The organism is Sphingomonas sp. ID0503, assembly GCF_048565625.1.
In the GTDB taxonomy this organism is placed as follows: Bacteria; Pseudomonadota; Alphaproteobacteria; order Sphingomonadales; family Sphingomonadaceae; genus JBLZUR01.
On sequence record NZ_JBLZUR010000001.1, the window covers coordinates 133545 to 156124 of the forward strand.

The window sequence follows — 22580 nt, forward strand, 5'->3', positions numbered from 1 at the left end:
AGACCCCCCGCCGATCCGGCAAAACGTAAATGCTCGATGAAGCGTCGGATTGCCTGCATCTGAACGGCGTGAAATGAAGAAAGCACCTACCGGCTGCGAGACCGTTGAATAGTCGGACGAACTTTCGATGCTTCTTGTCGGCTGAGCTCAGCGCCGACAACTTTCCCTTCCCGCCCTTCCCTGACCATAGCAGAACGAATTTGACGACCCTGTTCGATGTGCCCCTGCAGCTTCGTGGCCGCGACCTTCATCACACGCGAGATCGCCTCGGGATTGTCGAACAGTGCGGTTCGCACCACGGCTTCGATCACCCGCAACTGACTTTGTGCGGCTCGCTCGTTTCTGCCCCCGGACGCCGCAGCTCGGGATCGAGCCGAGCGCTCGTGAGCCTGTGACTGATCTCCGCCGGACTCCCGGCTGACTGACCGAACGGCCGCCGGCGCGATGCTGTTGCGGCTATTGCCAAGCTTGAAGCGATCCAGCTCCTGCAGATCGCGCTCGTTCGGGCGATATCCTCGAACTTCCAAACCTTGGCGGCTGGCCTCCAGCCATGCTGCCCGGCGGAAGGCCTCGCTGCCAGTGACGTGAACATTCGTCCACCCGCGATGCCGGGCGATGGCGACGAGATCACGCACGACCTCCTCACTCTCGTTTGACGTGACGAGGCGCCGCCCCTGGTCCCGAAAAGCTGGCTCCTTGGCCTGGGCCGTCGTGAAGTAGGCCGGTTCGCCCGACCATTTGCCGGTCGACGAAAAGTAACGCTTTTGCAGAGGCTCCGGTATGTCGCCGGCGGAAACAGATCGGGGCTGAAGTCCGGCCCGATCCTTGTGTTTACTAGGGGTGTCGGGATCCTTGGGAATGTCGTCACGCGTGTCTTTCCCAGCACGGGGTGCCGACTGACCTTCACCGATTGAAATGGCATTGGCGCGCTTCTTGCTGCCCCGCGAATTCTCGGACTTCTCAGCGGACATGGGCTGTCCTTTCCTGGATAATGGATGTGGATGGCTGCCCGACCGATGGCAAAAGTGCCCGCTCGACCATCGCCGACACGAACGCGATCGCGGCGGCCTCGTCGCCCGGGGGCGGCAGTTCGGCCAGGTCGCCCAGAACCAGCATGTCATCCGTGATCTTGGCCGCACCTGCCAGCTCGGCGTCGGTCATTTCCCGCATCACAATTTCCTCCTGTATGGTCTCGCCCGAGCTTGTCGCCGGCTGCTGTGGGGCGCCGCTCAGACCGGGTGTACCAGCGCCCTGCCGCGCTGAAGCCGGCGTAGGTGGGGAAAGCATTGCCGCGATTGGACGGGCGGACGGCACAGGCGGAGCAACCACCCGCCGAGTGAAGCGCGGCATCCGGTAATAGGCGATCTTGCGCCCTCGAATTGGGGGGATGCCGGCGCGAAGGAGCAGGAGCTCGTTCTTCGGCAGCTGCATGAGCTCTTGCGGCAGCAGGAGCGCGCGGCGCTGATCAGATTCCGAGATGCTCCGGTTCGCCAGTAGCCCGTGGATGGTACGGCTGCGGGATTTCACGTTCATCGTGAAAAAGCCGAGCCGTTCGGAAAGTTCGTTCGCGACCTTCAGCTCCTTAGGCGTGAAGACAACCTCGAGGCCGCAATTGGCGATGATCTCGTCGGTGACATCGGGACCGTAGATTGCGCGAAGCTGGGATCGGCTCTGAATGACCGGAACCAGGCGCAGGCCATAGCCGGCGACGTAGGAGAAGCCGCTCGCAATCACCGAGGCTTTGCCGAGCCTGGCGAACTCGTCGAGCAGGACCAGGACCGGGACATTGCTAGCGCCCTCAGGAAGGTCGCGGGTGTTGAGATCCACGAGTTGCTGCAGGAACAGACTGTAGATCGGCGCGATGCGGTCGATATTGTCAGGCGACACGCCAAGGTAAATCGACATGCGCCGACGCCGCACCTCGCGCAGGTCGAAGTCGCTCTCCGAGGTGGCGGTATCCACCATGGGGTTGAGCCAGAGATTGAGCCGTGCGGTGATGGTCTGCTTGATCCCGGAAAAGGTGTTGTCCGAGGCCGAGGTGAAATCTTGGATCGCGGACACGCAAGCTTGGCTGAGGCGCTGGCCCACCCTGCGAGCTTCCTGAAGCGCTGCGGGAAGGTCGCTCTTGGGATCCCCGCTCGTGAGGCGGCGGTATATCTCGCCGATGGTGAAGGGCAGGCCCGGGTTGGATGCGACCAGGGCGCCGACGCCGACAAAGGCCGCTCGCGCGGCCTCCGCCCAGAAGGGATCGGATCGCTCGGGCGCGGGGAACAGCATGCCCGCGATCTTCTGCAGCTCGTTGATGACTTCGGTGTCATCAGTCCGCCTGATGTGCGCCAGGGGGTTGTACCGCGCCGTCCGCCCCTCCGCGTCGAGCGGATCGAACAGATGCACTGCTTGGCCGGCCCGTGCCCGATAGCCGGCGCTTGCGCCCCAGTTCTCCCGCTTCACGTCGAGCACGATCACCGAATCTGGCCAGGTCAGCAGATTGGGAATGACGACGCCCACGCCCTTGCCCGCTCGCGTGGGCGCCTCGAGCAGAACATGCTCGCTCCCGCCGAATATCAGGAAACGTCCAGCCTTGCGGCCGACAACGATGCCGGCAGCGTCGCGAAGGCCCTCCCGCCGGATCTCGCCTTCGCGCGCAAACCGGGCGGTGCCGTGCAATGCCGGCCCGCGGCGCAGAATCCCGATTGCGAGGAGCCCGACCACAACAGCGCCCGCCAGAGCCCCGCGCTTTAGCCAAAGAATAAGCAGCGGGTCCGCCCGATAGTACCACAACCATGCGGGCAAGGCCGTGATGTCGGTGTTCGGGCCGATCTGGCCCATCCCAAATAGGGCAACTGGCACGGCGATGGCGCAGCACAATAAGGTGCCGCCGGCAACGGACAGGCCGATGATCCAGAAGTTACGCTGCACCGGCATCGCCCACCTTCGGGTGGAAGTAGACCTCTTCGACCTCAAAGCGACCGCCATGGCGCCGGGTCTGGACGACCACATCGATGAGCATTCGCAAAAGTCCGCGGATATCATCGCGCGCGAGATCGCGGCCGCCCTCGGATTCCTTGACGAGCAATGTCAGCTGCTCGAAGGCGCCCGCCGCAGAGCCAGCATGGACGGTGGTGATCGACCCAGGGTGCCCCGAGTTGACGTTGCGCAGGTAGAAGAAGGCGGTGCCGTCGCGCAGCTCCTGCAGCAGGATCCGGTCCGGGCGCATGCGCAGCGCGCTCTCGAGCAGCTGCTTGGGACCGACCTTCGCACGGCCCTGCCCTTCGCCCGAATAGACCATGTGAACGACATTGCGATGGGGCACGATGAGTTCGCGCGTGTCCTCGATCGTAAGCAGCCGCTCGTCGGGCGGGATGAGCTGGATAAGCGCTTTCGCCAAGGTCGTCTTGCCGGACCCGGTCGCCCCGCTGACCAGGATATTCTTGCGCGCGGCGACCGCGACCTTGAAAAAGGCTGGCCAGTCGCCCGCGTCGCGAAGTGCCACCAACTCGGCGTCGGTTTCGGTAAGGTCCCGGGCGCTCGCGCGCGTCGTGTCAAAGAGGCCAGCGCGTGCGAGCTGGTCGATCGGCAGGGTTACGGTCGAGGGCTTGCGTATCGTAAAGGACGGGCAGCCGCTCGGCGTCACCGACGGGATCACGATCTGGCAGCGCTCGCCGCCTGGGAGGACGGTCGAACAGATCGGCGTCTGCCCATCGATGTCCTGGTGCGTGAAGCTTGCCGCGGCGACGGCGAGCGTTCCAAGCCACTCGCTGTCCAGTTCAGGCAACTCATGCCATCGCCACCCCTGCCGGTCCTCGATCCCCGCCTCGCCCGGGCGGTTGATGACGAGCTCGGTTACATCATCCGGCTCCAGCAACGGAAGAAGCGGTTCGAGATAATGGCGGAGGACGGCGGTATCGCGCATGGCTTACCGCCGCAGCTCCAGATTGTAGACATCGGCGAAGTTGAAGTCCTTGGCGACGAAGATACCGACCTCCTCGCCCTGGTTCTTTTTCAGCACCGGCCGGATGTTGATGTTGTTCTGGAGCGCGATCGCGGCCCCTTCGCTCGGCGCACGCGTGACATTGTTGAAATTGCCGTTGCCGCTCGATGCGGCCTGCCCGGCAATATAGGCGGCGTCATCGACGAGCGAGAGTAGGAGCGCGCCGCCGAACCGTGCCCAGAAGAAGCTGTCGACCGCTCCGGCGAGCCCGGCGCGGCCGAGCGCGTCTGACCCAGGCGAGGCAAGGTCGATGCGGACGCCTTGTGGCGTCACCGCCCGGGTCCAAAGCACAAAGAGGCGGTTCTGCCCCTGTTGGATGCCCCCGCGATACTCGCCGAGTACGCGCGTGCCCTTTTCCATGAGCACGACCCGGCCATTCTCGGAATACACGTCCCGTGGAATCAGGCAGGACGTGTATCCAGGCTGTGCGGAATTGATGGCCGTCTGAAGGGTGCAGGGAATCAATGTCCCCGCAGTGATCAGAAAATTGCGATTGGGGAGCATCGAGGCTCGCGCTTCGCCTACGGCTGAGCTTTGTCGCAGCAAGTCCAGCGCATTGGGCGCACCGCCCTCCGTACTCCCTGGCGTTCCTGAATTTTCGGTCGGTTGCGCGCTCGAGGCCGCCGCCGGGCCTTGCGAGGTCTCTCCACCGAGATCGCGCCCGCCATAGGCGATGAGTGTCGACCGTCGCGCCTGGTCGGCCAGGTTCGGCCGGGCGCCTGACGGGCCGGGCGCTGCACCGGGCTGCATGGCAGGGACGATCTGACCGTCGGGGCCAGGAACCCCGGCTGCGGGATTGAGCACCGGTGCGTTGGGATCGTTCCCGCCTGCGCCGAGCGGTCTCGGCTGCGGCGCGACCGCCGCGTAATCGACGGTTTCCCGGGCCACGATATCGCGCCGCTCTTGGGCCGCCCCGCCCGGTGCAGTGAGGTCACGATTGGAGGCCTGTTGGCTCGTTCCGGAATTAACCCACAGGATGCCGAGTACCATCGCCGTGCCGGCAAAGATGAGGGCGGTATTACGCTTGGAAGGCGTCATCCCCCCGATCGGCTCGATACCGCGCTCGTGCAGGATCTCGTCTTTTTCTGGCGTGAGATCGGCGCTCGGCAGAGGGCGCGAAACGGAGGATGGATCTTCAACCATGGCTCATTCCTGCGGATGTGTGATGGTGCGCTCGACATGGGGCGACCCGGTGTTCGTCCCATGATCGACCCCATAGGGTTCTGGCGCCTGATTATAGATGCACAGCACCTCGCCGCCCCGCCGAAGGCGCAGCTGACGCGCCACCAGATGGACGACGACGAATTCGTCACGGACGTCGAAGGGAACCAGCGTCTCAGACCCGTCTGGTCGCACCAGATATATAGCCGGCACCTCGCGGTTCGCTGGGAAACGCAACACCGTGAACTGCCCGTTATCGGAGACCTCCGACGGCTGAAGCTCGCTGGAGCCCTGCACCTTGTAGTTCATGTTGCGAGGCCCTTCGACGACCCCATGATCGAGAGCGCCGCGAACGGCCCGGCTCTCCAGGGCAGCCGCCTGCATGGCAATCTGCGCGGCCCTGAGACGCGCGGCGCGGTCTGCATCGTCCCTGGGATATCGGAACCGCACCTGAAAATAGGCTTGGCCGTTGCGGCCCGTGATCGGACCGCTGCGAGCGGTCAACTCGAACGCATAGCTGCGCAATTCGCCTCCGCGCGACGTGGTGACGATGAGATTGGTCGGTCCGGCACGCTCACGCGGCTTGAGGAACAGGATGTGCCCGGCGACGGCGACCTCCCAAGATACGGTGTCGCCCAGCGCGACGTGCTGGATCGTCTCATCGTCGCTCAGGACAATCTGTGTTGCGGTCCGGAACGTGCCGACGATCCGATAGACCTCGGTCTCTTCATATTCGACGAACTTGACGCGCGGGTCGGACGGACCACCTCGCGGAACTTCGACCGCGTGCGCCGCCGTTACAGGCACCAGCGCGCAAATGATGGCGGCGGAGAGCGCCCTCATCGGATCACCTCCGGATCGGCACGATAGTTTTCGACCTGGAATCCCAGCGGGTTCCGGTAGCGATCGCCTTCCGCCATGGGCGCGTTGGCGTAGGCGAACGTGATCGTGGCGATCCAATCGCTGTTCTGGATGTCGGTCTCGGTCTGGACTGTCCGCGTGAACCGGACATTGGCGACGCGATCGTTGATGAAGGCGATGTTGCGCACGCGCGCCTGCACAACTGCGTTCTTGCCCCAGACATTTTGGGGACTGGCACCATTGTTGCTACTGTAGAAGCGCGCCCAGCGCTGCTGTTCGGTCGGCTGCGAGAGGATCGTCACGAACCGAAAATTTTCTTCGGCCGCTGCCGGGATCCAGCTTTCGCGGGTTCTCACATACTGGGCGAGGAAGTATTTGGTGACCGCCTCATCGTAGCGCATCGGCCGCTGCGTGAGCGCGGTCTGGACATCCACCGCGCCGGTGGTCTGGTTGACGCGAATAACATAGGGCACGACAGTCTTGAGAGGCGTCAGAGCCGCAACTGCGAAGATCGAGGCCGCGGCCAGGAGTGAGGCGATGGCCGCGATGCTCCAAGCGATGCGGGTCGAGCGCAGCGCGTTCCGGATCCTGTCCTGATCCCAGCTTCGTGCGTCCCGGAAATAGCGCTGCAGCCCCGATGCCGGCACCGCCTCCGAGCGGTCATCAGCAGCTCGCATAATGCGGTCCCCTTGGTGCGAACGATACTTTGTCTCCGGAAGATGACGCGGAAGGCACGGCGGGCGGTGGGGGTGGATCGCCGTCTCTTGGATGCGATAGCGGCGGTATGGGCGGCGCAGCTCTCGGCGCCGTGGTCGCAGGCACAGGTGAGCCCGGTAAGACGCTTCCATAGATGTTCACGTCGCGCAGGTGATGGCCATTGCAAACCGCGAGCTTCTTTGGACCGGATGCACAGCCGACGACGCCGAGCGCAGCCAGAACAACGCCCAGGCAGGTGACGCTACGGCGGAAGCTAGGCGCGAATATTGGTGAAGAAAAAGCCATGAGATGCCTCGCTACGCCGCTTCGATGGTGCCGCCGCGGTGAGCGGCGCGCTCCAAGTTGCGGCTGTTGCGCATGACGCGACGCTGTCGGAAGGGAGATGCCATCGTGCCCCAGGCCGTTCCGGCGAAGGCACCCACGCCGGCAGCGGCTCCCCCGGCTATTCCCGTTGCAATGGCTGGAGCCTGGAAGAAGAAGATCGTGCCCAAAAATATGTACGCTGCAAACAGGACAGCACCGAAAGCCGTATCCACGACGCCTTCAGATGCTGCTGTTGCAGCCGCTCCGAGGTCTGTGATCAGGGTCGTGATGGCTATGATTACAGCAAGGAGAACGATATAGTTGAATACTTGCCCCAGCCAGCCGTGGAAAAAACGCCTCGTTGGCTCGAAGAGAGCTAGAGCGATGAAGATGGGGCCAAGTGCGATAATGATCGCCAACGCAACTTTGGCAAATATAGTAATAGCAAATCCAACCGCTGCCGAGAGCCCAGCTAATGCCTTCAGCCCCAGGCTCAGCGCATAGAGGACCAGTTTATATGGGTTAATGTCGCTGTACGTTGCGGCTTCAGTCTCTATCCGTGCAACTATAGCATCACTTTGAGTGTAATAGTCGTCGAAGGCCTCTCCTACTGTGTCGATCGTCTTACCGGCGAGAGCTTGGGAGATCGCATCGGGCATTCCGTGGAAGAGCGGCGTCGTGATCCAATCGGAATAGGCGACCGTCGTCGCAGCAACATACAGCAGACAGAGCTTCACCATCCGATAGAATAGCTCACCCCATGGTTCGCTGATGATGCCCCGCATCACCATGTAGCCGAACAGGGCGATGTAGATAACCAGCCCGACAGCGAGCGGACCACGGACAACCTCTACGACGTTTTGGAGACGCTCGTTGAGGAAAAGATCAAGCTTCCCATCAACGTTCGCGTAAAGTGAATTGAACATGTCCGTGGCCATGCGAAGCTCCAAGGCGCTGGATTATTTCGAAAGCGACCGCATCTTGTTGTCGAGAATCCGGAGGCTTTCAGCGTTGGAACACTCCTGTTCGTTGGGATGTGATCCGTCGGCACAGGCCTTGACGAGTCCTCTGAGCTCTTCCGGGTGAGAGGTTAGATAGTCCTTCCCGCGCGGTGCCCGCTCGCATCCTGCGAGCATTCCCGCTGCGGCAAACCCAAGCAGCAAAGCTCTCGCGGTCATTGCGACAAGCTTTCTAGCTTCGTCGCCAGTATCGCTTCGCTTTCGCGCTGTGATCGCAACTGGACGTCTGCTTCTTGCCGCATTCGCAGCGCCTGCAATTGCAAGGCGTCGTTCTGGATATGGGCATTCTCGACCCCTACCCTCGCCTGGATATCCATGACCTGCTTGGCGTCCGAAGCCGTATCCAGCGAGGTTCTCAGTTCTTCGAGCCCGGCGGTACGCTGGGCCGACACGCCATAGGCCGCCTCCGCGATCGCGGCATCGCGCGCTGCGAGGTCGCCGTTCCGCAAGAGGTTGTCGCGGGAAGCGCGCTCATACGCCGACGCACCTGGTCGCAATTCCGGCAAAGCGATACGGTTGGCGTCCCGGATACGGGTCGCGGAGCTCCCGAGCGAGCCCAGGCTGGCATTGTCCGACGACATCAGCCGGCTGATGTCACGGGCCTCCCGCGGCAGAAGGTGGCGCATGGCATCGGTGGAAAGAGATGATGCGATGCCGTTGACGTCGGTGACCTGGTTGAAGCTGCCATAGAGCTGCTTCGCTTCTGCGATCTGCTCCTTCCCCTGATCGATCATCGACAGGGTGTTCTTCACCGTGGCCAGCGCCTGCAGATAGCCGGAGCTGTCGTAGACGGGGATACCTTGCGCGACTGCAGGCCCCGCCATTCCAAGGGCGATGGCGCCAAGTGCTGCGTATATGCCCTTACCCATAGCTCATCCTTTCCTGATCGATGCAGACCGACGCTGCTGGTGAAAAAGAGCCAACCATTTCGCCGGGTCGTCGCCGACATCAGCGCGAATGGCATCGAGGAGCGTCACGGTTTCCGTGGTGCCCGAGAGCACCGCGAGCTCGTCGGAGAGGCCGCCCAGGTCCAGTTCCACCACGATCGAGTCATGACCCTGCTTGATGAGGAAGCGGCGAGATTCCGGGTTCAGGTCGTGACGGACGAGCTTGAATTCCGCCTGGGTCAGGCCCAGCCCGTCGATATAATCCGTTTCACGCCCATAGGGGTTGGGCAGCAGGATCTTGGTCGCGACCTGCTCCATGATACTGTGCGAGATATCCGAGCGCAGCGCATCGGCCGGGCTCTGCGTGCCGAAAACCAGGAAGGCGTTCTGCTTGCGGTAGGTCTTCAGGCCATCCTGGGCAAAGGCGCGGAAAGCGTCATCACCCAGCGCCTTCCAGAACTCATCGATGTCGATCACCAGTCGTCGGCCATCCAGAAGGCCGTCGATGCGATGGAACATGTACATCATGATCGGCGTGCGAACTTCCGGATTGTCGAGGAAGTCGGTCATGTCGAAGCCGAGGAACGGCGCATCGAGCGACAAAGCATCGATCTCGTTGTCGAACACCCAACCCAGCGATCCGCCTCGCGACCATTTCTCAAGCCGAGCGCCGATGCCTTCCGGATCGCGCTGGCCGAGCAGCTGGCGCAGGGCCAGAATGGATCGGTTCTCCGGTGCGAGCCGCCCGAGCGACGCCAAGCCTTCGTCGATCATGCGCTCCTGGGTGACGCCCAGCGTGCCGCCGGGCGGCGTCACCAGCTGCCGGATCAGACGACCGAGAAAGACGAGGTTGCGCGGCCCATATTCGAGCGCCCGCAGCGGCGCGAAGCCGGTTGGCTCCCCGTTCTTCAGCGTCAGATAGATCCCGCCAGCAGACCGCACGTAGATCTCGGCGCCGCGATCCTTGTCGATGAAGATCTGCTGCGCGCCCGTCTTCTCGAGCTGCGCCATCAGGAAGTTCTGAACGACCGTTTTGCCCGCGCCCGAGGGACCGATGATGAGCGTGTGGCCGAGATCCCCGACATGGAAGTTGAAATAGTAGGGCGATTGCGCGGCCGTTTTCATCAGCGCGATCGCCGGACCCCAATGATTTCCGCTCGGCCGGCCTGCGGGGTAGGTATGAAAAGGTGCCAATGCGGCGAAATTCCGCGATGTGATTGCCGCCGGCCGCGCCCGCCACGCGAAGTTACCGGGAAGCTGAGCCCAGAAGGCTGCTTCGAGCGCCGGCCCTTCCCTCGCTGATACCAAACCAGCGTCCGCGAGCGCCGCCCGCGCGGCCGACAGATTATCGGCGAGTCGCCTCTGGCTTTCGGCAAACACCCCAAGCGAGAAATGATGTTCGCCAAGGACGAACCGATTGCTTTGAAGATCGTCGGCGGCGTCTTCGAGGTCGAGCGCCTGGCTTGCTGCCGCGTCCTCGGTCGAAGCCATCTGGTTCTGTCGCCGGCGCAGCCTTTCGGCTGCGCGCGCCTTCCCCATGAAGGTGAAGGACTGCGAGACGACGAACGCGAAATCCTGGCCGAGCAGAGCGTTCATCTGACCGGGACGGGTGAGCGCGGGATATTCCCGGATGCCGAAAATGCCCAACCAGCGGCTCGCATCATGGGCGCGGATCTCGACCGTCTCGCGTCCGAAGATCACCCGCTCGCCGTAGAGGGCTGATCCAAGATGGCCTCGGACCAGCGGGACCTTGGCCTTTGCGCCCATCATGACTTGCTCGAGCACTTCGAGCGGCCTGGAGAATAGGAGGCCATTCTGCTCATAAAGAGCGAGCCGCGCGGGGCTGCACCGCCGAAGCAGCTTTTCGATATCGCGCGCCTTCTCCTCGAAGCGGGCCAACTCGTCGGGGTCGACTTCCTCATCGGCCGCCCTGGCCTTGGCGATGCGCTTGAGGAGAAGCCCGGTCCGATCGGCCGAGCCGACCGCCGGCCGCATGATCAGCGTCAGATAATGCTCGTTGACGAACATGCGCTTGGCAGTCACCCGCGCGCGATATTTTTCGTCCAGATCGGCCGCGAAGTCCGAGCGGAATTGGCCTTCGGGATAGTCATCGACCGGGCGGCGAACGATGTGCGTCCAGAGCGCGAGCCGATCGTCGGCAATGTTGCGCCAGGTGCCGTTGAGCTTCTCGTGCCAGTCATTGAGGTGGATCGGATCCGCGGTCTCGAACGCAAGCCCTTCAAGGCGGAACATCATCATGAGGTCGCCGCTATCGAGCGCGATCACCTCCGATGTCACGTGGCGCACGTAGGGCAGATAGCGACCCGGCTCGGCCTCTTGCCGCAATATGCGCCACGGCGTCTTGCGCGGCGGAAGCTGGGCAGCCGCGCTAGCCACGCGCAAAGCCCTTGCGTTTCAGCCCGGCAACCGGGAGCGGCGAATAGGAACTGCCGCCCCACCAGGCGCGGTTCCGGCTGCGCGCCTTGGTCATGGTCCACAGCCACAGCAGCCGGAAGGCATTGGCATCGTGCCGCACGATGAGCCGCGCCACGGCAAGACAGGCGCCTCCGATGGCGCCGGCATAGAGCGGGTTGCCGCTGACGATCAAAGTGAGACAGGCGGCAAGCGCGATCGGCAACGAGGCTTCGAGCGGCACGCCGAGCCACATCGTCGGCCGCGTGACCGCCAGGAACAGCGTCTCCTCGCGCAGCCGCTCGTCCAGGGCGGCGCTCTCCTTCACGCACCACCTGTGATGGTGTCGACGATCCACTGCGCACTGAAGACGATGAAGATGCCAACGATGACCGTCACCAGAAGGCCGAGGCTGGCGCGCCCGGTGAAAAACATGAACCCAACGATCACGACCGCGATCACCGCGATGGTCTTGGCGAAGGTCCCGGTGAGCCAGGTCTTGATGTTCTCCGCCATGGACGTGATGCCGTCGGCACCTTGCGCGTGTGCAGGATCGCTCAGCAGCATCGAGACAAGCAGCGCCAATGCCATCACGCCGATGACGCGCAGCAGAAGTCGCGCCCATTGGGGCCGTCCGCCCGGGTGGGCGGTGATTGCTGTCATGGATGCTGTCCTTTCTGAGATGCGGCCCCGTCGCCGAACACCATGAGCGAGGCCTGGCTCGCCCTCGCCGCTGTATTCCACCCAGCTGCGGCCGGTGGCGAAACAGGGGTGTCGGGTGGCGGAGCGAAGGTGGGCAGAGATTGAGGAATCGCTGGTGCGGCAGCCACCGGCGCCGTGCCACGGATCAGCGGAATGACGGCCGACGCGCTGGCATAGACCCTGGCGACATAGCCATTGCGAAAGCCGCGCTGCCGGTCGCCGGTATTGTACATCGACAGGGCGGTCGCGATCGCATGATCCCGGCTCGGGGCAAGGCGCGCGACCGCCTGGTAGTTGGTCGCGAGGACACGCGCGGCGGCGGCCAGATTGGAGCAGGGTTCGAACGCATTTTCGACCGAAAGCCCCAGCCAGCCGAGATTGGCGCTGTTAATCTGTCCCAGGCCGAGATCGATGTTGTAGCCTCGACCAATCAGGCTGCGCGCCGCAGCGATTGCCTGCGCCTTGGTCGCGGGCTTTGGCGCGCGCACGCCGGGACTATTGACCCCGATTGCGAGACTGTTGAACCGGCTCTCCGTGTGGACGATCGAAATGAGCGTCTCAGGCGCCACCGTCGGTGCGCAAGCTCCTGCAAGCGAAAGAAGGGTGGCGACATCGAGGATCATCGGCGGCCGCCGTCCAAACGCTCGATGCCGGCCAGCGAGAAGGTCTGGCTGCGGCCGTCGTTGAACGTGATGACCACCCGGCGGCGAGTTGTGGAATCGCGATCATAGACCTTCGTGCGGGCGACGCCGCCGCTACAGCCGGGAAAGGCGCCGCCGGTGGCCAAGCGTTGCCATAGCTTGGTCATCGGCGACACGCATTGCGCGTATTGGGTCGCGCCACCGGGATTGGAAAGACACAGGAGAACCTGGCAGCCCAGGTCATTCGCCGCTGCCGGTGCGCTTGGAAGGGCTGTGGCGAGGGCGAGCATCGCCATGCCGAATATTGCACGTTGCATCGGGTCTTCCCCCGCGAGAGACAGCTCCCGCGTCGGGAAATGCCGTCAGCTATCCGTTGGATTTCACCTCTCTTTTGTTCCGACCGCGCTCGATTTCGGCAATCCCCCTAGCCGGGGGGGGAGTTGATCGGTTTGCTGCCGCAGGAATTCGGACAGAGCGCCTTCCTGGTCGGGCCGGAGAGCATCGATTGCGGCGAGATGGTCTGGCGGATCGCCGCCGAGCAGGATGGACGGGCACTGCCCGTCATAATTGCCGAGATTGGGGCGGTGCTGCTGGTAGCCGACCAGCGCGGCAAGCTCGGGATAGAATGCGCTGGCCACCTCGGGCGGATAGGTCAGCCACTGGTTCTCATAGGGCTTCAGCCAGCCGAGGCAGTAGCTGACGATGATGCCTCGGCGCACCGCGTTTGAACGATTCGCGCCGGCGCCATGGAGGGTCGATCCCAGGAATATGATCGCCGATCCCGGATCCGCTTCGATGGCGACCGGCTCCGCGCCGTCGTCGCCCTGCCCGCCATTGTGGCTCCCCGGCCAGACCAGCGTCGCCCCATTTTCGGCCTTGAACGGCGAAATCGGCCACATGACGTTGACGAGATATTCGAGCTCGCCGGTCGGACCGCGCCACATGTCCTGATCCCGGTGCGGAAATTGCGCTGGCGCCCCCGGGTGCAGCTCGAGCGCTTGCGTGAGGTTGAGCTGGACCGTGTCGCACCAGGGCTCGAGGATAGCGTGGACGAGGCGCATGACGGCAGGGTTTTGGACAAGACTTTCAACCGTCGGCGCGCGCTTCAGCAGGCCACCGAAGCGTTTTGTCCGAGGGCCGTAGAATCCGCCCTGGCAGAAAGGCGTGGCGGCAAAACGCGGATGGAGGGATCGATTGATCTCCTCGATGCGTGACCGAGACTCGACATCCCGCAGGATGCAGAAGCCGTGCTGCCGCAGATTTTCGTCGGCTTTGGTCGCGGCGGAGACGCCGCGCCGTGCGATCGTGGCCATGATCGCCCTCCTCATGCTGCGGCGGGAAGATCGGCAAGGCCGACAGGGCGGAAAATGCCGCTCGCGCGCAGCTGCTCGCGCGTTCGGTCGTCCACATCGATTTGCAAGGCGACGAGACTTCGCCCTTGCTCGGACGTGGGAAGACCCAATGGTCGGCAAGTCCAGCCGAAACCCAGGATCTGCTGGAACCACGGCCACTCGGCGACCCCGGTGAAGCTGTGGATCTGGTTGGCGAGGGCATATTCGACGAGCGCGGTGACCAGCTGATTGCGCAGCTCGAGACGCTCCCGGGCGCGCAATTTTCGCGCAAGGCAAAAGCGGGTGATTTCCAGGATAGCACTGCCGCGCGGCGGCGCTTCCTCGCAAAGATCCGGGAAGATCGTGCCGAGAATATGCTCGTGCGTGGTCGGCAGAAGCCGTGCGGAGGCCCGGTGTTCCCCGTCGTCCCCGGTAACAACGATGTAGACGGCGCGATCATTGTCGAACTGATCGATCTCGTAGCGACCGGCGATGACCGGAACGTCCCAGCGAAGAAGATCGACGAAGACCCGCTTGCGCTCCTCGAACATGGAGCGAAACAGGCGGTGTTCCATGGCTTGCGAAAAGCCGGTCCCGATGTGCATGACAGCCTCCTTTTGGTGAGGCCTGTCAGTCGATCAGAGGCGGCTTTTTTGCGTTATCCCCAGTTCTGGGGAGATCATCGGCCGAACACATCGGCAAAGCTGATTTGCCCTTCGAACAAGGCGCGAATGGCGAGGAGGGTGCGCTTGGTGACGCCATAGCGGTCGCGCGCATCCTTCACATGCTGGATCACCGTTTCCTGGCCGATGCCGAGGATCTGGCTGATCTCCCAATCGGTCTTGCCCCGCGCGACCAGCGCCACGCATTCGGCCTGCCTTTCGGTCAGGCTCGGGCATTCGGATTGCGGCGCGTGGATCCGGGAAATCTTGCGTGCCGCTTCGAACGCGAAGCTGCCGACGAGCTGCACGAACGGCAGCTGCCGATGGTCGAGCATCTCGCCCGCCGCCATCGCGAAGGAACAGGATCCATTGAGCTCGCCAGGAATATGGGCCGGAACGGTGAAGCCGTCGCCCAGCCCGGCCTCGTAGGCTTCTGCCAGGATCGAGCGATCGGCGGCCGTCAGAGAGATGATCGACTGAACCGCCGACCAGGCAAAGCCCACATTGGTGCGATGGCTGGCGCGGTGGATCGGGTCGCTCGCATAGAGGCGTCTCGCCTGGAAGCGCTCCACCCAGTCTTGCGGATAGTCGACGATGTGGACCGAGCGAACCGCAGGCTTCAGGTCGACATGATGGACCAGGGCATAGTGCCGAAAGCCCATGGCCTTCGTGATTTCGGCCATCAGGTCAGACAAGGCCGTAGCGTCCTTGATCGCGCCAGCGACAGCGCAGAAATCCTGAACTTGCCCAAGCCCGATCATCATATGGCCGGCGAGATCAGAGCAGCGCTTCCATGTTGAGATGACCATCGCGAACCGCGCGCAGCACCAGCTGCGTGCGTCGTCGCACGCCATAACGCCTGCGGGCCGATTCAACATATTCGTGCACGGTATCGCGGCTGAGGCCGAGGATCTGGCCGATCTCCCAGTCGCTTTTGCCTTGCGCGACGAGCGCGATGCATTCGACCTGGCGAGGACTGAGAGGGACGCAGGCCAATGGCCCTGCCCTTTCGCCAAGCAGCTCGCGCGCCCGATCATAAGCGACCGAGCCGAGCAGACGGGCGGTCAGAACCTCTTCTGCACTCAGCGGCTCGTCGCGTGATCGGGCCGCAGTGAAGATCGCCTCGGGCTCGCCCGGGGTCCGGATCGGCAAACTGTAGCCCGATGCAAGGTCATGATCCCGGGCGCGGTCAAGGATGCCTCGCTGGCGCGGCGTGAGCTCCAGCACGTCGCCGACACGGTCCCAGGCCAGTCCAGAGGGCGTACGTGCGCAGGCCGCATGGATGGGATCTTCGAGATAATGGCGCTCTTCGAGCACTTCCTCGAGCCAGGCCGACGGATAGGTTGTGAGGAACAGGCTTTGCTCGTCGCCGCGCCGAAGGTCGATATTGTGAAGCAGCGTGAACCAGCGGAAGCCAAGATCGCGCACGGCGGCATCGATCGTGCCATGCAGATCGCCAAGGGTTTCAGCACGCTGACAGTCCGTCGCAAAGCGCGTGAGATCATCAAGGCGGCCGCAGTCTTTTATCCTGTTCGCCATAGGCGACGGAAGCTCGTTCGCGAGGAGACGGCTCGTCCACACCTAAGCGGCGAGCGCCATGATTATCAGGATGAGTTGAGAACGATTCGCAACAATCTACGATTAGAATGGATCGCCTATGACACTTTATCCGCCGGCAAAGTGTCATAGCTGACAACCCGTCTGTGGCCGCCGATTTGGGATTCACATTGATCCTGCTTTGTGCTTGATTCCATCATGTTATGTTTCATGCAGGCAAGCCTCTTGAACCCTCCATTGGCTGTGATGTCGCGGCCGTGCTCGAGACGCTGGCGACCGTATCGAGCCGGCCCCGTTATGCCTTCATGCTGCTCAACCTGATCGCCCAGGTGGCGGGGCCAGATGGAAGCGCCGGTCCCTGGGTCAGGCGGAACGATGGGCTCGTTTCCCTGCGCGATTGGCTATGCGACGCATTGACCCCGATGGCCCAGCGTGGTCCGCGCAGCATTACGCTGGCCGAGCGGGTCGAGAGCGACCTCGCTAGAAACGGACTGCTCCCCGGCGATCCGGAGAAAAGGCGCGGCGTGATCGCGGAGGAAATGCGGGCACGCATTCGCACAGCCGGCAAGAGTAATCTCAGTCGCGCCGTTTCCGAACTGGTGAATGCAGGCCTGCTCCGCCGACATTATCAGGGCTATCGCGTCGACCATCGGAACCGTGGCGGCCAGCGCCACGCCGTCTATACCTTGATCGGCGATGCTCTGCGTCTAGTGCCGGGCATCAGCTCCACACCGAATCTGCCCGTGCAAGGCGAACTTGCCCTCCCAAGATGATTGCGCAGTCGAACCGGGATTGCTGCAGTAGTGTGCTGTGAGGTCGGGTAACGATGTCCGAATAATAAGGCCAGTCAGAACGTCAGCATTGACCTTGCCGGCAATTACATCAGCCATTCCCGTCAAGGATCGCCATGGCCTTCTTCGACGCGAATGGATTGTCAGATTCGGAATGAAGCCGGGCACGCGAGCCATATAATCGCGGTAAACCTCGCCGAAGTTGGCTAGCGCCTCCTTTTCCTCATGCCGAGCCAGCCGAATATACATCACGACGAGCACCGGAAACATAGCAAGGGTCAAAAGGGTCGGCCATTGTAGCAAAAAGCCGAGCATGACGAGAATGAAGCCGACATATTGCGGGTGCCGGATCCGGGCATAAATCCCAGTAAGGGCCAATTGGTGTTTGCGCTGACTCAAGTGAAGGGCCGTCCATGCAACCGAGATCAGCCAGTAACCCACGCCGATCAGCACAAAGCTGGCGATGTGGAATGGACCGTAATGGGGATTAACTCGCCAGCCGAACATCATCTCCAGGAGATGTCCAGCATCGTGGCTCCACCAGTCGACAGCGGGGAAATACGACTGGAGCCACCCCGAAAGCACGAAGATCGTGAGCGGGAAGCCATACATTTCCGCGAAGAGCGCTATGATGAAAGCGCTGAACGCCCCCAAACTGCGCCAGTCTCGTTTAGTTGCCGGCTTGAAGAAGCTGAACGCAAAGAGGATGAAAACGGCGGCGTTAACCAGCGCGAGCCCCCACAGACCATAGCCATAGTCGGCGTGCGTCATCGCGACTCTCCTTCGATGCGGCCGTTGGGATTGGCCGGTAAGCCGGCGGGTGCCTGACCGGGCTCATGGCCATGCTGATGCCCACCATGGCCGCGGTGCATGAACAGGTGCATGAGCGGGCAGGCGAGCAGGATGAGATAGGGCAGCACACCCAGGAAGTGCGCGGTATGCTCGGTGAGGAGGAAGAAGCTAGCGACGAGCAGGAAGCCGATCAGAACGATCTTGCCGCGCTTGCGCATGCGATGGTCATGTTCGCCCATATGCCGTCCTCTTCTGGTCAACGTCCGGGCAGCATAGGCTCGAGTCCAAGGAGCAAGGTATAAGTAGAGACCGAAGTCCCCCGGGCATCGCGCAGGCATGGGTAAGGCGATCGATGGGATCGGCCATCGGCGTTCGGGCGACGCAGCTGTCGGGGAGCAGCAGTCGTGCTGCGGATTTTGCGTATAGGCGTGCGGCGTCCGCGAACCAATGCTGCGCTCACGAACATAATCGTGAGAGGCAGGCCCGCGTCCATGCAAAAGAGAAAGAAACGGCACCATTCCCGCGTGACCATCTTCGAGCGTGAAGCAAGGATCGATCTGGCCAAGCGCCCGGCCGATGGTCTCGGCGTTGCCTTTCTCGGCGCATCGGGAACGGTCACAGGGTCGCGTTATCTGGTGGACGATGGTGAAACTCAGATCGTGGTCGATTCCGGCCTGTTTCAGGGACCCAGGGATCTGCGCCGCCTTAATTGGGCATCGATCCCACCCGAAGTCGCGGATGTCGGCCAGGTGCTGCTGACCCACGCCCATCTCGATCACTCGGGCGCACTACCGCGCATGGCGCGCCTGGGCTGGGACGGGACCGTCCTTGCCACGCGGGCGACCGCGGCCCTGTGCGAGCTCCTTCTTCCCGACAGCGGCCATCTGCAGGAAAAGGATGCGGAGTTCGCCAACCAGCACGGCTTCTCCAGGCACCAGCCGGCGCTGCCCCTCTACACCCAGGCCGACGCGCGTCTGGCATTGCAGCTCTTCCGCCCGATCGAGTTCGGAGCGTGGCATGCAGTCACGGACGGCATCAGGGTGCGCTACCATCGCGCCGGCCACATCCTCGGCGCGGCGTCGATCGAGATCGACTGGAAGGGGCGGACAATCCTCTTCTCAGGCGATATCGGCCGTTACGGCGATGCGGTGATGAAGGATCCCGAGCCGCCCGCGCGCGCCGACTATGTCCTGGTGGAATCGACCTATGGCGATCGGCGCCACGAGCAGGTCGATCCGACAAAGACGCTTGGAGATCATGTCGAGCGATGCGTCGAGAGAGGCGGGACGGTGGTGATCCCGGCCTTCGCCGTGGGACGGGTTCAGTCGCTTCTCTATCATTTCTCGCGTCTGCGCGCGCAGGGACGCCTCCGCGACATCCCGATCTTCCTCGACAGCCCGATGGCGATCAACGCGAGCGGGCTGATGTGCGATTTCATGGACGAGCATCGCCTGGCTCGCGCCGAGTGCGAAGCGGCGTGCAGCGTCGCGCACTATGTGCGCGAAGTGGAGGAATCCAAGGAACTCACCGCCAACCCCACCCCCAAGGTCATCATCTCGGCCAGTGGAATGGCAACGGGCGGCCGCGTGCTCCACCATCTCAAGCGCTTCGCGCCGGATGGGAAGAACCTCATCCTCTTCTCGGGCTTCCAGGCGGCGGGCACCCGCGGCGCCGCCATGATCGGCGGCGCCCGGACGATCAAGATCCACGGCGAGTATATCCCGGTCGAAGCCGAGGTCGCCAACCTGACGATGCTCTCGGCGCATGCCGACAGCGACGAACTCATGCGCTGGCTCGGGTCGCTGCACGAGGCCCCGCGCCACGTCTATGTCACCCATGGCGAGCCGACCGGCGCCCAGGTCCTGGCGAAGCGTGTCTCGGAGGAACTGGGTTGGGCATGCAGCGTACCGGCGCTGGGTAGCTGGGGCATGCTCGCGTGAAGCCCGGGATCATCGAGGACGCCGAAGCAGAGCCTGTCGCGACGACGCTGCGGGCACGCCGCATCGGCCTGTCGGCTGCCGGAAGCGATCTGATCGCGGTCATGCGCCACGACTGTCCCGTCTGCCGCTCGGAAGGTCTTGCGTCCCGCGCGCAGGTCGCGCTGCGCGCCGGCGGGCGGGAAATCGTCGTCTCGCTGCTGCACAGCTCCGCGGAGACTCCAGCGCCCGGCGAGATCGGCCTCTCCGAATCCGCATGGCAGCGGCTCGGCGTCAGCGATGGCGATCCGGTCGAGATCGCGCACGCCCAGCCTCTCGCCTCGCTCGCCGAAGTGCGTCGGCGCATCTATGGCAATCGTCTCAGTGACGGGGCTTTTTCAGCGATCATCACCGACATCGCCGAGCGACGCTATAGCGATGTCCATCTCTCGGCGTTCGTCACGGCCTGCTCAGCGGTCCCGCTCGATACGGACGAAACGATCAGCCTGACCAGGGCGATGGTCGATGTCGGCGAGCGATTGCAGTGGCCCGGAACGGTCATCGTCGACAAGCATAGCGTCGGTGGCTTGCCGGGCAATCGCACCACGCCGATCATCGTCTCGATCATGGCCGCGGAGGGCCTGATCATGCCCAAGACATCGTCGCGGGCGATCACCTCACCGGCCGGCACGGCGGACACGATGGAGGTGCTGGCACCTGTCGACCTCGACGTTTCCGCAATCCACAAGGTGGTCGAGCGCGAAGGCGGCTGCATCGCCTGGGGCGGCGCCGTCAACCTCAGCCCTGCCGACGATGTGATCATCGGCGTGGAACGGGTGCTCGATATCGATGCCGTCGGGCAGATGGTCGCCTCGGTGCTGTCCAAGAAAATCGCGGCCGGTGCGACCCATCTGGTCATCGACATCCCGGTCGGGCCGACCGCCAAGGTACGCGGCGCCGATGCCGCCGACACGCTCGAGCGGGCGCTGAGCTCTGTCGCCCAAGCCTTCGGGCTTCGCACGCGCGTGATGCGCGGCCCCGGCGCCGAGCCGATCGGACGGGGCATCGGTCCGGCGCTCGAGGCGCAGGATATCCTTGCCGTGCTCCAGGGGCAGCCGGGCGCCGAGGATCTCGCCCACCGGGCCTGCGAGCTGGCGGGAGGACTGCTTGAGCTCGCGGACGCAGCCCCGGCCCGCGAAGGTTATGCGCGTGCGCGGGCGTGCCTCGAAAGCGGCCGGGCCTGGGCCAAGTTCCAACGTATCTGCGAAGCGCAGGGCGGCATGCGGGCTCCACAGGTCGCCCGGTTCCAACAGGATATGATCGCTCCCTATAGCGGCCGCCTGGTGAGTATCGACAATCGCAAGCTCGCGACGGTCGCGAAGCTTGCCGGCGCGCCGATGGCCAAGGCCGCCGGCGTCGCGCTGCAGTGTCGGCTGAACCAGATGGTGGATGCCGGGGCTCCCTTGTGTAGCATTCATGCCGAGAGCCCGGGCGAGCTCGACTATGCGGCGGCCTATGCGGTGAGCGACGGGCCGATCTTCGGGATTGAAGCGCTATGAACCGTCCCGTGCTGTTCGCGCTGTCTGGCAGCGAGGCCCTGGCACAGCCGCTATCCGCCGCGCTCGATGCAGAGGTCGGCACGATCGAGCATCGTCAGTTTCCTGACGGGGAAACCTATCTCAGGGTCGGAAACGACGTCAGCGACCGCGAGGTCATCCTGCTGTCCAGTCTCGATCATCCGGACGCCAAGCTGTTGCCGCTGCTGTTCGCAGCCGACACCGCGCGCGATCTTGGCGCTCGCAGGATCGGGCTCGTCGCCCCTTACCTCGCTTACATGCGCCAGGACATACGCTTCCATGCCGGCGAGGCGGTGACGTCGCGAACCTTTGCTGCGATCCTGTCTCGCCATCTCGACTGGCTGGTGACGGTCGATCCGCATCTCCATCGCTACCATGAATTGTCGGAAATCTACCGCATCCCAACCCAGGTTGTTCATGCCGCGCCGTTTTTGGCCTCGTGGATCAAGCGCAATGTCGCTCGCCCGCTGATCATCGGTCCGGACCTGGAAAGCGAACAGTGGGTCTCGCAGGTGGCGGCCGATGCCGATGCTCCGTTTCTCGTGTGCGAGAAAATCCGATCCGGCGACCGTCACGTCACCATCTCGATTCCGAATGCCCCAGCGTTTCTCGATCGCCAGCCGGTGCTGGTCGACGATATCGCCTCATCCGGTCGGACCCTCACCGAGGCGGCGCGCCAACTGGTCGGCATGGGGTTCGCGCGACCGGATTGCGTGGTCGTGCATCCGCTTTTTGCCGGCGATGCAGCGCAGGTTCTGGGTGGGCTTGTCGAAAGGATCGTCAGCACGAACGCGGTTGCACATGCGTCGAATGATATAGACGTCATGCCAGCGATCGCGGAGGCCGTTCGCCACCGGATTGAATGGCGTGCTGCGCGTCAGTTCTAAGACGGAAATGAACGCCCGGCAAACGCTGTGCGCGTCCTCATCCATTGACCCTAAACGAGTCCGAACCAATCTCCTGAGATCTCCCTTTCGGAGAAAATCGCGGCAGGGAAGGAGGATATGTCGTGTCGCACACACGCTCGTTCATCGATCCCCTCGACGTTGCTGGGCACCTGAAGCTTGAGCCCGAAGTAAAGCGCGCCACCCTGCTATCCTGGGCGTCCGATCGCGCAGCCGTCAAGGGCCAACCCGCCCCCCTCGCCCGCCGGGCGCCAGTAACCCGCTGCCGGTCGACGATGTGATGGAAGCGTAGCGATGGCTCGATCGCGCCGAGGGCGGCGCGGGCAACTCGCATGCATCGTCCGGAGCAGAGACC

23 protein-coding genes and 1 pseudogene are annotated in these 22580 nt (G+C 63.4%); 4 read left to right on the forward strand and 20 right to left on the reverse strand.

Going from position 1 to position 22580, the window contains the following annotated elements:
• Positions 1-86 precede the first annotated feature (86 nt).
• From ACM608_RS00660 to ACM608_RS00745, 18 genes are all read right to left on the reverse strand, one after another.
• The gene (locus ACM608_RS00660; RefSeq protein ID WP_419681013.1) at positions 87-971 is read right to left on the reverse strand and encodes an LPD7 domain-containing protein; all 885 of its coding nucleotides are present in this window, start codon (positions 969-971) and stop codon (positions 87-89) included.
• Positions 961-2925, reverse strand: a complete 1965-nt coding sequence (locus tag ACM608_RS00665; RefSeq protein ID WP_007683415.1) for a type IV secretory system conjugative DNA transfer family protein — start codon at positions 2923-2925, stop codon at positions 961-963. The genes ACM608_RS00660 and ACM608_RS00665 overlap by 11 nt, the downstream gene beginning before the upstream one ends.
• Positions 2909-3913 carry a P-type DNA transfer ATPase VirB11 gene (gene virB11, locus ACM608_RS00670; RefSeq protein WP_007683413.1) on the reverse strand — a complete coding sequence of 335 codons (1005 nt, stop codon included), beginning with the start codon at positions 3911-3913 and terminating at the stop codon, positions 2909-2911. Before virB11 ends, ACM608_RS00665 begins: the two co-directional genes overlap by 17 nt.
• A 3-nt stretch (positions 3914-3916) precedes the next feature.
• Complete coding sequence (gene virB10 / locus ACM608_RS00675; RefSeq protein ID WP_014072617.1) at positions 3917-5134, reverse strand: type IV secretion system protein VirB10; 1218 nt, start codon at positions 5132-5134, stop codon at positions 3917-3919.
• A gap of 3 nt (positions 5135-5137) precedes the next feature.
• The gene (virB9, locus tag ACM608_RS00680; RefSeq protein WP_007683410.1) at positions 5138-5995 is read right to left on the reverse strand and encodes a P-type conjugative transfer protein VirB9; all 858 of its coding nucleotides are present in this window, start codon (positions 5993-5995) and stop codon (positions 5138-5140) included.
• Positions 5992-6690, reverse strand: a complete 699-nt coding sequence (locus ACM608_RS00685; RefSeq protein WP_007683408.1) for a virB8 family protein — start codon at positions 6688-6690, stop codon at positions 5992-5994. Before ACM608_RS00685 ends, virB9 begins: the two co-directional genes overlap by 4 nt.
• A gap of 336 nt (positions 6691-7026) precedes the next feature.
• Entirely contained in the window at positions 7027-7971 is a 945-nt protein-coding gene (locus tag ACM608_RS00690) for a type IV secretion system protein (protein WP_007683405.1), read from the reverse strand.
• Between the two features lie 21 nt (positions 7972-7992).
• Positions 7993-8211, reverse strand: a complete 219-nt coding sequence (locus ACM608_RS00695) for an EexN family lipoprotein (protein ID WP_150132838.1) — start codon at positions 8209-8211, stop codon at positions 7993-7995.
• Complete coding sequence (locus tag ACM608_RS00700) at positions 8208-8921, reverse strand: type IV secretion system protein (protein WP_007683402.1); 714 nt, start codon at positions 8919-8921, stop codon at positions 8208-8210. Before ACM608_RS00700 ends, ACM608_RS00695 begins: the two co-directional genes overlap by 4 nt.
• A gap of 3 nt (positions 8922-8924) precedes the next feature.
• Positions 8925-11336: a VirB4 family type IV secretion/conjugal transfer ATPase gene (locus ACM608_RS00705; protein WP_014072616.1), complete on the reverse strand. Its 2412-nt coding sequence runs from the start codon at positions 11334-11336 to the stop codon at positions 8925-8927.
• The gene (locus tag ACM608_RS00710; protein ID WP_007683398.1) at positions 11329-11679 is read right to left on the reverse strand and encodes a type IV secretion system protein VirB3; all 351 of its coding nucleotides are present in this window, start codon (positions 11677-11679) and stop codon (positions 11329-11331) included. Before ACM608_RS00710 ends, ACM608_RS00705 begins: the two co-directional genes overlap by 8 nt.
• Positions 11676-12014: a TrbC/VirB2 family protein gene (locus ACM608_RS00715; protein WP_007683396.1), complete on the reverse strand. Its 339-nt coding sequence runs from the start codon at positions 12012-12014 to the stop codon at positions 11676-11678. The genes ACM608_RS00710 and ACM608_RS00715 overlap by 4 nt, the downstream gene beginning before the upstream one ends.
• On the reverse strand, positions 12011-12676 hold the full coding sequence (locus ACM608_RS00720; protein WP_007683393.1) for a lytic transglycosylase domain-containing protein: 666 nt from the start codon (positions 12674-12676) through the stop codon (positions 12011-12013). Before ACM608_RS00720 ends, ACM608_RS00715 begins: the two co-directional genes overlap by 4 nt.
• The gene (locus ACM608_RS00725; protein ID WP_009823965.1) at positions 12673-13011 is read right to left on the reverse strand and encodes a hypothetical protein; all 339 of its coding nucleotides are present in this window, start codon (positions 13009-13011) and stop codon (positions 12673-12675) included. Before ACM608_RS00725 ends, ACM608_RS00720 begins: the two co-directional genes overlap by 4 nt.
• 63 nt (positions 13012-13074) lie before the next feature.
• The gene (locus tag ACM608_RS00730; RefSeq protein WP_007683389.1) at positions 13075-14007 is read right to left on the reverse strand and encodes a phytanoyl-CoA dioxygenase family protein; all 933 of its coding nucleotides are present in this window, start codon (positions 14005-14007) and stop codon (positions 13075-13077) included.
• Between the two features lie 11 nt (positions 14008-14018).
• Positions 14019-14630, reverse strand: a complete 612-nt coding sequence (locus ACM608_RS00735; RefSeq protein ID WP_007683387.1) for an acyl-homoserine-lactone synthase — start codon at positions 14628-14630, stop codon at positions 14019-14021.
• Positions 14631-14704: 74 nt separating this feature from the next.
• A complete protein-coding gene (locus ACM608_RS00740) occupies positions 14705-15451 on the reverse strand; it encodes a LuxR family transcriptional regulator (RefSeq protein WP_007683385.1) in 747 nt (248 codons plus the stop codon).
• Positions 15452-15464: 13 nt separating this feature from the next.
• On the reverse strand, positions 15465-16226 hold the full coding sequence (locus ACM608_RS00745) for a helix-turn-helix transcriptional regulator (protein WP_007683383.1): 762 nt from the start codon (positions 16224-16226) through the stop codon (positions 15465-15467).
• A 221-nt stretch (positions 16227-16447) separates the two neighbouring features.
• Between ACM608_RS00745 and ACM608_RS00750 the strand changes: the two genes are divergently transcribed.
• Positions 16448-17017 carry a hypothetical protein gene (locus ACM608_RS00750; RefSeq protein WP_013039076.1) on the forward strand — a complete coding sequence of 190 codons (570 nt, stop codon included), beginning with the start codon at positions 16448-16450 and terminating at the stop codon, positions 17015-17017.
• A 117-nt stretch (positions 17018-17134) separates the two neighbouring features.
• Here ACM608_RS00750 and ACM608_RS00755 read toward each other — a convergent pair.
• Positions 17135-17806 (reverse strand): annotated as a pseudogene (locus ACM608_RS00755) (methyltransferase family protein); the annotation flags it as partial.
• Positions 17803-18066 (reverse strand): DUF2933 domain-containing protein, encoded by a 264-nt coding sequence (locus tag ACM608_RS00760; protein ID WP_007683380.1) that lies wholly within the window; start codon positions 18064-18066, stop codon positions 17803-17805. The pseudogene ACM608_RS00755 and the gene ACM608_RS00760, both read right to left, overlap by 4 nt.
• A 252-nt stretch (positions 18067-18318) precedes the next feature.
• Between ACM608_RS00760 and ACM608_RS00765 the strand changes: the two genes are divergently transcribed.
• Genes ACM608_RS00765 through ACM608_RS00775 form a run of 3 tightly spaced genes read left to right on the forward strand, consistent with a single transcriptional unit; the run spans position 18319 to position 22207 of the window.
• Entirely contained in the window at positions 18319-19767 is a 1449-nt protein-coding gene (locus tag ACM608_RS00765; RefSeq protein ID WP_013849921.1) for an MBL fold/beta-CASP domain-containing RNA metallo-hydrolase, read from the forward strand.
• Positions 19764-21302, forward strand: a complete 1539-nt coding sequence (locus ACM608_RS00770) for a thymidine phosphorylase family protein (protein WP_317518017.1) — start codon at positions 19764-19766, stop codon at positions 21300-21302. The genes ACM608_RS00765 and ACM608_RS00770 overlap by 4 nt, the downstream gene beginning before the upstream one ends.
• Positions 21299-22207 (forward strand): ribose-phosphate pyrophosphokinase, encoded by a 909-nt coding sequence (locus ACM608_RS00775; protein ID WP_009823969.1) that lies wholly within the window; start codon positions 21299-21301, stop codon positions 22205-22207. The genes ACM608_RS00770 and ACM608_RS00775 overlap by 4 nt, the downstream gene beginning before the upstream one ends.
• Positions 22208-22580 lie beyond the last annotated feature (373 nt).

Excerpts from the sequence above, each read along its gene's own strand:
- ACM608_RS00660 (WP_419681013.1), bottom strand. The coding sequence starts at position 971 with ATGTCCGCTGAGAAGTCCGAGAATTCGCGGGGCAGCAAGAAGCGCGCC.
- ACM608_RS00665 (WP_007683415.1), bottom strand. The coding sequence starts at position 2,925 with ATGCCGGTGCAGCGTAACTTCTGGATCATCGGCCTGTCCGTTGCCGGC.
- virB11 (WP_007683413.1), bottom strand. The coding sequence starts at position 3,913 with ATGCGCGATACCGCCGTCCTCCGCCATTATCTCGAACCGCTTCTTCCG.
- virB10 (WP_014072617.1), bottom strand. The coding sequence starts at position 5,134 with ATGGTTGAAGATCCATCCTCCGTTTCGCGCCCTCTGCCGAGCGCCGAT.
- virB9 (WP_007683410.1), bottom strand. The coding sequence starts at position 5,995 with ATGAGGGCGCTCTCCGCCGCCATCATTTGCGCGCTGGTGCCTGTAACG.
- ACM608_RS00685 (WP_007683408.1), bottom strand. The coding sequence starts at position 6,690 with ATGCGAGCTGCTGATGACCGCTCGGAGGCGGTGCCGGCATCGGGGCTG.
- ACM608_RS00690 (WP_007683405.1), bottom strand. The coding sequence starts at position 7,971 with ATGGCCACGGACATGTTCAATTCACTTTACGCGAACGTTGATGGGAAG.
- ACM608_RS00695 (WP_150132838.1), bottom strand. The coding sequence starts at position 8,211 with ATGACCGCGAGAGCTTTGCTGCTTGGGTTTGCCGCAGCGGGAATGCTC.
- ACM608_RS00700 (WP_007683402.1), bottom strand. The coding sequence starts at position 8,921 with ATGGGTAAGGGCATATACGCAGCACTTGGCGCCATCGCCCTTGGAATG.
- ACM608_RS00715 (WP_007683396.1), bottom strand. The coding sequence starts at position 12,014 with ATGACAGCAATCACCGCCCACCCGGGCGGACGGCCCCAATGGGCGCGA.
- ACM608_RS00720 (WP_007683393.1), bottom strand. The coding sequence starts at position 12,676 with ATGATCCTCGATGTCGCCACCCTTCTTTCGCTTGCAGGAGCTTGCGCA.
- ACM608_RS00725 (WP_009823965.1), bottom strand. The coding sequence starts at position 13,011 with ATGCAACGTGCAATATTCGGCATGGCGATGCTCGCCCTCGCCACAGCC.
- ACM608_RS00730 (WP_007683389.1), bottom strand. The coding sequence starts at position 14,007 with ATGGCCACGATCGCACGGCGCGGCGTCTCCGCCGCGACCAAAGCCGAC.
- ACM608_RS00735 (WP_007683387.1), bottom strand. The coding sequence starts at position 14,630 with ATGCACATCGGGACCGGCTTTTCGCAAGCCATGGAACACCGCCTGTTT.
- ACM608_RS00740 (WP_007683385.1), bottom strand. The coding sequence starts at position 15,451 with ATGATGATCGGGCTTGGGCAAGTTCAGGATTTCTGCGCTGTCGCTGGC.
- ACM608_RS00745 (WP_007683383.1), bottom strand. The coding sequence starts at position 16,226 with ATGGCGAACAGGATAAAAGACTGCGGCCGCCTTGATGATCTCACGCGC.
- ACM608_RS00750 (WP_013039076.1), top strand. The coding sequence starts at position 16,448 with ATGTTTCATGCAGGCAAGCCTCTTGAACCCTCCATTGGCTGTGATGTC.
- ACM608_RS00760 (WP_007683380.1), bottom strand. The coding sequence starts at position 18,066 with ATGGGCGAACATGACCATCGCATGCGCAAGCGCGGCAAGATCGTTCTG.
- ACM608_RS00765 (WP_013849921.1), top strand. The coding sequence starts at position 18,319 with ATGCAAAAGAGAAAGAAACGGCACCATTCCCGCGTGACCATCTTCGAG.
- ACM608_RS00775 (WP_009823969.1), top strand. The coding sequence starts at position 21,299 with ATGAACCGTCCCGTGCTGTTCGCGCTGTCTGGCAGCGAGGCCCTGGCA.